Annotated in this window: 6 protein-coding genes and 1 pseudogene; 1 reads left to right on the forward strand and 6 read right to left on the reverse strand. The window is 71.7% G+C overall.

The window, feature by feature from the left end; genetic code table 11:
* Positions 1-201: pseudogene (locus tag G3I65_RS46355) on the reverse strand (fructosamine kinase); the annotation flags it as partial.
* Positions 202-256: 55 nt separating this feature from the next.
* Between G3I65_RS46355 and G3I65_RS46360 the strand changes: the two are divergent.
* Entirely contained in the window at positions 257-613 is a 357-nt protein-coding gene (locus G3I65_RS46360; protein WP_309236022.1) for an MmcQ/YjbR family DNA-binding protein, read from the forward strand.
* Here G3I65_RS46360 and G3I65_RS46365 read toward each other — a convergent pair.
* From G3I65_RS46365 to G3I65_RS46385, 5 genes are all read right to left on the reverse strand, one after another.
* Positions 538-1,395, reverse strand: coding sequence for a GNAT family N-acetyltransferase (locus tag G3I65_RS46365; protein WP_160701748.1), 858 nt, complete (start codon positions 1,393-1,395; stop codon positions 538-540). The genes G3I65_RS46360 and G3I65_RS46365 overlap by 76 nt on opposite strands.
* 45 nt (positions 1,396-1,440) lie before the next feature.
* Positions 1,441-3,513: a putative Ig domain-containing protein gene (locus G3I65_RS46370; protein ID WP_160701752.1), complete on the reverse strand. Its 2,073-nt coding sequence runs from the start codon at positions 3,511-3,513 to the stop codon at positions 1,441-1,443.
* A gap of 106 nt (positions 3,514-3,619) precedes the next feature.
* A complete protein-coding gene (locus G3I65_RS46375; protein WP_160701749.1) occupies positions 3,620-3,841 on the reverse strand; it encodes a hypothetical protein in 222 nt (73 codons plus the stop codon).
* Positions 3,842-4,042: 201 nt separating this feature from the next.
* Positions 4,043-5,629, reverse strand: coding sequence for an acyl-CoA synthetase (locus G3I65_RS46380; RefSeq protein ID WP_160701750.1), 1,587 nt, complete (start codon positions 5,627-5,629; stop codon positions 4,043-4,045).
* A 38-nt stretch (positions 5,630-5,667) separates the two neighbouring features.
* Positions 5,668-6,920, reverse strand: a 1,253-nt coding sequence (locus G3I65_RS46385) for a tetratricopeptide repeat protein (RefSeq protein ID WP_160701751.1), incomplete at its 5' end; no start/stop codon positions are given.

Genomic DNA, 6,920 nt, shown 5'->3' on the forward strand with positions numbered 1-6,920 from the left:
GGCCGCCGACGGCCGACCGGCCGGGACCCGGTCGAGGACCAGCTGCGAGTCGTCGGCGCGGTGGATCGACGGCACCGGGACCGCGTCCGCCTCGGCCAGCCAGCGCAGGCCCGCGGCTTCGGCGCCGGTCGCGCCGGGGGCGTGCCCGTACTTGACCACCACGGCGCGGCCGTCGTCGAGGACGGCTTCGCGGATGCTCATGTCCCGCACGGTACCGGCGCGCTACCGTAGTCGCCGGAGACAGGGGGAACGACAGGTGACGGTCACGGTCCGGAAACTCGAACGGCTGCTCGGCGGGCTGACGGAGGTCGAGCGCGCCGAAGCGCGCGACTACTCGTCGTTCAGCGTGCGCGGCAAGCGGTTCGGCTACTTCTGGCCGCGGACGCGGACCGTCGGCCTGAAGCAGGAGATCTCCGAGCAGCTGGCGCTCGTCGCGGAGCGCCCGGACGTCTTCGAAGTCCAGTTCACCGCCGGCGGGTTCGGCTGGGTCGTGGTGTACCTGGACAAGATCGAAGCCGACGAACTCGCCGAGCTGCTCTACGAAGCCTGGCGGCTGTCGGCTCCCGAGGAGCTCGTCGCGGAGACGCCCTTCACCAGGACAGCCCGCGCGTAGAGCAGGTCGAACCCCAGCCGCTGCACGTTCTGCTGCGACTTCGACCCCGGCTGCGTGGTGACCACGGCGAAGTCGCACCCGAGGTCGGCGGCCACCGCGAGCCGGGCGCGCACCAGCGCCGTCTGGACGCCGCGTCGACGGTGGGCGGGCAACGTCGCCGCGGCGCCCAGCTGCGCGATCCCGTCGACGACCCGGAGCCCGGCGCCGCCGGCGAACTCGCCGTCCCGTTCCGCGGTGAACCGCAGCATCCCCGGCATGTCCCGCAGCGCGTTGAGGATCGTCTCGCGCGGGAAGTCCTCGTGCGAGGGCACGCCTTCGGTGTCGGCGACGACGGACGCTTCGGCGATCCCGGCGAGCCACGCCTCCAGCTCGTCGTCGCCGATCCGCCGGACGCCTTCGGGGTGGTCGGCGCCGCCGATCCGCCGGCCCAGCACGTTCTCGTAGTTCTCCAGCCGGTACCCCCGGCCGGTCAGGAAGGCGCCGAGGGACGTGTCCGCGAGCTGCGACAGCTCGATCTGCACCGGCGCGCCCAGCTCGGCGAAGGCCGCTTCGATCTCGTCCAGAGCGTCCGGGAGGCCCTCGAAACCGAGCCCGGCGACCTTGTTGAACGGCGAGTCCGCCTCCGCGAAGCTCGCCACCCCGCCGGCGACCGGCCGCGCGAAGCCGACGTCGTCGCCCCGGCGGGCCCGCGCGGCGTCGCTGCTTTCCACCACCAGCCGCACCTCGGCGCGTTCGATCCGCGCCGCCAGCGCGACGTCGCAAAAGAGCCGTTCCCCGTCCACGTCCCCACAGTGGCGGACGCGGACGGGGAACTCCAACGGGTTTTCTCAACCCTCCACGCGGTGCGACGCCCAGAAGGACGTCAGGTCGGTCGACCCGGCCGCCGCCTGCGCCGCCGCCTTGAACTCCGCGGTGGTCGACACGCCGTACCAGTGCGACTGGGCGTAGGACTTCAGCAGGTTCGCCATCGCCGTGTCGCCGATCGTCCGCCGCAGGTCGTGCAGCGTGCACTTGCCGTAGTTGTAGACGACGGTCGAGTAGCGCGACGAATGCGCGTCCCAGTAGGCCATCGAGTTGGTCAGCTTCTCCGCGCTCGACTGCCACGTGATGCCGCAGCCGCTGCCGGTGATCCCGCGGTAGAGGTCGGTGGCGTAGTCGGTGAAGCTCTCGTCCAGCCACGGGGAGTTGTACTCGTCGTCGCCGACGATCCCGTAGAACCACTGGTGCGCCAGCTCGTGCGGGAGCGCCGTGGTGGACACGAGGTCGAGCACGAAGCCCGGGTACTCCATGCCGCCGAACCAGAAGTTGTTGTCCAGCACCACGTCCACCTCGCCGTACGGGTAGTCGCCGAAGCGGCCCGAGTGGACGTCGATGGAGTCGGCGGCCAGGCTCAGCATCTGGTTGGCGCTGCTCGTGGAGATCCCGCTGACCGAGTAGACGTTCACCCGCACGCCCTTGCCGGACGTCGTGGAGATCTTCGCGAACGGCCCGGCGGCCCAGGCGAAGTCGCGGACCTTCGACGCGGTCGCGTGCGTCGTGGTCGTGCTGCCGCTGGTCGTCTCGGTCGACGAGCCGGTGGCGGGCGTCAGCAGCGCCGCCGGGTGCACCAGGGTCACGTCGAAGTCGCTGATCACGGTGTAGAACGACTCGCCGTTGTTGGTGTACGGGTCGAGGTGCCAGCCCGCGCCGTCGCGGACCGCCAGCACCGGCAGCGCGTTGCCGATCATGTTGTACGCGCCGTCGTGGCCGAACCGGTCGGCGCCGCTGGGCACGACGATCTGCAGGTCGAACCCGATGGTCGCGGACTGGCCCTGCGCCAGCGGCGCGGGCAGCGTGATCTTCATGGCCGTGCAGTTCACGCTCAGCGCCGACGGCGTGCCGCCGGTGACGTTCGTGACCGTGATCGGCGTCGTCGGGCAGCTGCCGTGGTAGTTGTCCCAGAGCCGCAGGTAGACCTCGGGCAGCGCGGTCGCGGAGCCGTTGGTGAAGCTGACGCTCTGGTGGCCGTTCCACGTGTCGCCCGCGGTGTTCGACGTCAGGTTAACCGTGTAGGCGGGGTTGATCGGGGTGCGCGTGGAGTCGGCCGGGGCCGCGGTGATCGTCCACGAGAAGGTGGCGCTGCCGCTGTTGCCGGCGGGGTCCTTGGCGGTGACGGTGACCGACGAGGTGCCCGCGGTCGTCGGCGTGCCGGTGATCTTCCCGGTGCTCGCGCCGATGCTCAGCCCGGCGGGCAGGCCGGTCGCGGACCAGGTGAGCGCGTCGCCCTGCGGGTCACTGGCCTGGACCTGCAGCGACACGGCCTGGCCGACGGCGCCGGACTGGGCGCCCGGCGAGGTGACGACCGGGGACTGCGGGTTCTGCGAACCGGTGGTGGTCAGCGAAAAGTCGTCCAGGAGGAAGTTCGTGGCGAGGCTCGAGTCCTCGGTGCCGGTGACCTTGAGCGTCACCGTCTGGCCCAGGTAGCGCGACACGTCGACGGTGCGCTGGACGTACCCGGTGTTCTTGTCGAGGTTCGAGTAGCTCGCGAGCGTGTCGGTGCCGACCTGCACCACCAGCTTGTCGTAGGCGGTGGCGGTCGTCGTCTCCTTGGTGTCGACGTGCGACCACCATGACAACGCCGCCGACGCGCAGCCCGCGGGCAGTGTCAGCGACTGGGACAGCGTGTCGGTGTGCGTACTGCCGTAACCGTCGAGCCAGGCGTCCATCGTGCCGCCGTGGGCCGGCTCCGCCGTGGTGGCGGCGGAGATGACCCCGCTGGTCTGGGTCCACGGCGTGGTGCCGCTTTCGAACCCGCCGTTGCCGACGACCTGGTCACCGCAGACCGCGGCGGCCTCGGCCGGCGCGGCGACGACGACTGTGCCCAGCAGGCCTACGGCCGCACCGAGCGCAGCAGAAAGCACCCTCGATCTCATGGGGGAGTCCTTTCGCGGCCCCGTCCGTCGGGGCCACGGAAAAGGGTCCTCCGCGGCCGGGGCGGCAACAACCCGCCATGAGTCGGGTTCCGGTTCAGGCCTGCTGGAGCACGTTCAGCAGGATGAAGAGGAGCACGAGCGCGCCGGCCACCGCGACGACGGCGGAAACCGCCGACCGGATCATCTCCCCGAAGCCCTTGGCGGTCCGGGCCCGGTAGGCGGAGTAGTTGGCGCGGGCCTCACGGGCACTGTGGACCCGGCCGCCGACGAGCAGCCCGGCCCCCAGTGCGAGGAGGACGGCGATGAAAACGGACACGAGTGAATCCCTTCGGATGGGGGGGAACGGTGGACGGCCTCTATTCCTAGACCCGACGGACGGCGCGCGCCACGGCTTTCCGCGGATTCTTTGCGGGCCGGTCGGCCCTGGTGGGACGGATGTCCCGCGTTCTCCGGAAAGCGGGCGCGGACGGTCGACGGTATCCGTCGTTCTCCCTGCCGGGCAAGGGGATTTCGGTGGTCAGCCGCTCGCCGCGAGTCCCTTGTGCTGCTCCCGCAATTCCCGCTTGACGATCTTGCCGCTCGGATTCTTGGGAAGGTGGTCCGAGAATACGACGTACTTGGGACATTTGTAACCGGCGAGATGTGACTTCGCGTGGTCGATCACTTGCGCTGCGGTGAGGTCGGCGCCTTCGCGCGGCACGACGACGGCGGTGACCGCTTCGATCCAGTGTGGATGCTCGATGCCGAACACCGCGGCTTCGGCGACGCCGTCGAGCAGGTACAGCGCCTCCTCGACCTCCCGGCTCGCGACGTTCTCGCCGCCGGTCTTGATCATGTCCTTCTTGCGGTCCACGACGGACAGGTAGCCGTCCTCGTCGACGACGCCGAGGTCACCGGAGTGGAACCAGCCGGCGCGGAACGCTTCGGCCGTTTTGTCCTCATCGCGGTAGTAGCCGAGGGTGGCGTGCGGGCTGCGGTGCACGATCTCACCGACCACGCCGGGCGCGACCGGCCGGTCCTCGTCGTCGACGATCCGGGTCTCGACGTTGAGCGACGGCCGCCCGGCCGACCCGGCCCGCTCGAGTTGTTCGTGCGGGCGCAGGATCGTCGCCAGCGGCGCCATTTCGGTCTGGCCGTAGAAGTTCCACAGCTCGACGTCCGGCAGCCGGCGGCGCAGCTCGCGCAGCACCTCGACCGGCATCGCGGAGGCGCCGTAGTAACCCTTCCGCAGGCTCGAGAGGTCCGTGCGGTCGAAGTTTTCGTGCCGTAGCAGGGAGATCCACACCGTCGGCGGCGCGAACAGCTTCGTCGCCCGCTCCCGCTCGACGGCGGCGAGCAGCGCGGCCGGGTCCGGGCCGGGCAGGAGCACGCTGGTCGCGCCGAGGTAGACGTCGACCGAGAAGAAGCAGTCCAGCTGCGCGCAGTGGTACAGCGGCAGGGAATGCACCTCGACGTCGTCGGCGCTCATGCCGCCGTCGATCACGCACGAGACGTACTGCGCGATCAGGGACCGGCTCGACAGCAGCACGCCCTTCGGCCGCGACTCCGTGCCGGAGGTGTACATGATCCGCAGCGGGTCGTCGTCGGCGACGACGACCTCGGGCGCGGTCGAGTCCCCTTCGGACAGCCACTCCTCGACGTCGTCCCATTCGCCGCCCGCGCCGATCCGGCCGCGGACCACCTCGCCGAGGCCGGCGAGTTCGAGGGCTTTCCGCGCGGTCGGTTCGAGCGCGCCCTCGGCGACGAACGCGGCCACTTCGGCGTGCCGGAGGAGGTAGGCGATCTCGTCGGCGCCGAGCATGAAGTTGACCGGCACGAGCAGCACGCCGAGCTTGGCGGTGGCGAACGCGAGCGCGCCGTACTGCCAGCAGTTGTGGCTCAGCAGCGCGAGCCGGTCACCCTTGCGCAGCCCGCGGGCGGCGAGCGCGTGCGCGAACCGGTTGGCGGTGGCCTCGAACTCGGCGAAGGTGAACCGCCGCGGCCCGTCGACGACGGCGAGCTTGTCCGGCAGCCGCAACGCGGTCCGGCGGAGCAGGTCACCCAGCGCGTGCTGCCGCGCCCGGTCGACGAGAACGGCACTGTCCTCGGAGAACGGCTGATCCATCCCGGCAGTCTCGGCTGGGGAGGGCGAACGCGCAAGCCTCAGCGGGCGAGCTGCCCCAGTGTTTCCGCGGCCCGCGTCTCCAGGGGGCGATACCCGGACCGGGCCGCCAGCTTCGCCGCCGCTTCACCGTGCGTGCGGGCAAGCTCCGCGTCCCCGACCGCGAGCGCCGCCTCCGCCAGGCCGGTCAGCGCCGCCGCCTCGCACCACGTAAAGCTCGTCTCGCGCGCGATCTCCAACGCCGCCGACAACGGCGAGACGGCCTCCGCGGCCCGGCCCAGCCGCAGGCACGTCTCGCCCAGTGCCGCCAGCGCCGACGCCTCCGTACCGCGGTCGCCGATGCGCCGGGTCAGTTCCACCGCCTCCGCCGCGTCGGACAGGGCCCGCGTGGCGTCACCCGCGCGGGCTTCCAGTACCGCCCGGCCGGACAGCGCCGCCGCCTCGCCGTACTGGTAGCCCAGCTCGCGGTTCGCCGTGAGGGCCCGCTCGTAGAACGCCGCCGCGTCCGGGTGGCCGAGGTCGCGGTGGACGTGGCCGAGGTCGACCAGGACCACCGCCACGCTGAACTTCGCGCCGTCGCGTTCGGCGATCTCCAGGGCGCGGCCGAAGTGCCCCAAGGCTTCGTCGAGGTCGCCGACCTGGCCGCAGGCGAAGCCGACGTTGGCCAGTGCCATCGTGACGCCGGGGATGGCGAGCTCTTCGCACAGCCGCAACGACTCCAGGCCGCACGCGATCGCCTCGTGCGGGTCGCCGAGGCGCTGGTGGACCGCGCTCAGGTTGTTGAGGACCGCGGCCCGGCCGGCGGGCCAGTCCGCGGCGAGCCCGTCGTGCAGGACGGTGGTCAGGTGCGCGCGGGCCTCGGCGTAGCGGCCGCTGTTGACGCCGGCGAGCGCGATCGACAGCCGCATCGCCGCCTGGGCCTGGCGGGCGCCGGCGGCCTGGGCGGCGGTGAGCGCGGTCGTGGCCGTGTCGATCCACTCGCTGTGGTGACCGCGGTGGTGGAAGAACGCCCGGAGCGCGTCCGCGAGGTGCCAGGCGTACTCCCGGGCCTCGGGGTGCTCGACGGCCGCGGCGAGGTTCGGCCACTCCGTGTCCAGCCAGTCGAGCGCCGCTTCCGTGCCGTCGAAGACACGCGCGGGCTCGGCACGCGGGAGCCGGAGGAAGTGCGGGATCAGCACGCGGCCCGCGGCGTCGGCCGTCGCGAGGTAGTGCTCGAACAGCCGGCGGCGCGCGGCGTCCTGCTCCGCGGCCGTGTCGTCGGCGGCGGCCCGGCTCGCCGCGTAGCTGCGCAGCA

The organism is Amycolatopsis sp. SID8362 (genome assembly GCF_010550475.1).
GTDB classification, from domain to species: Bacteria; Actinomycetota; Actinomycetes; order Mycobacteriales; family Pseudonocardiaceae; genus Amycolatopsis; species Amycolatopsis eburnea.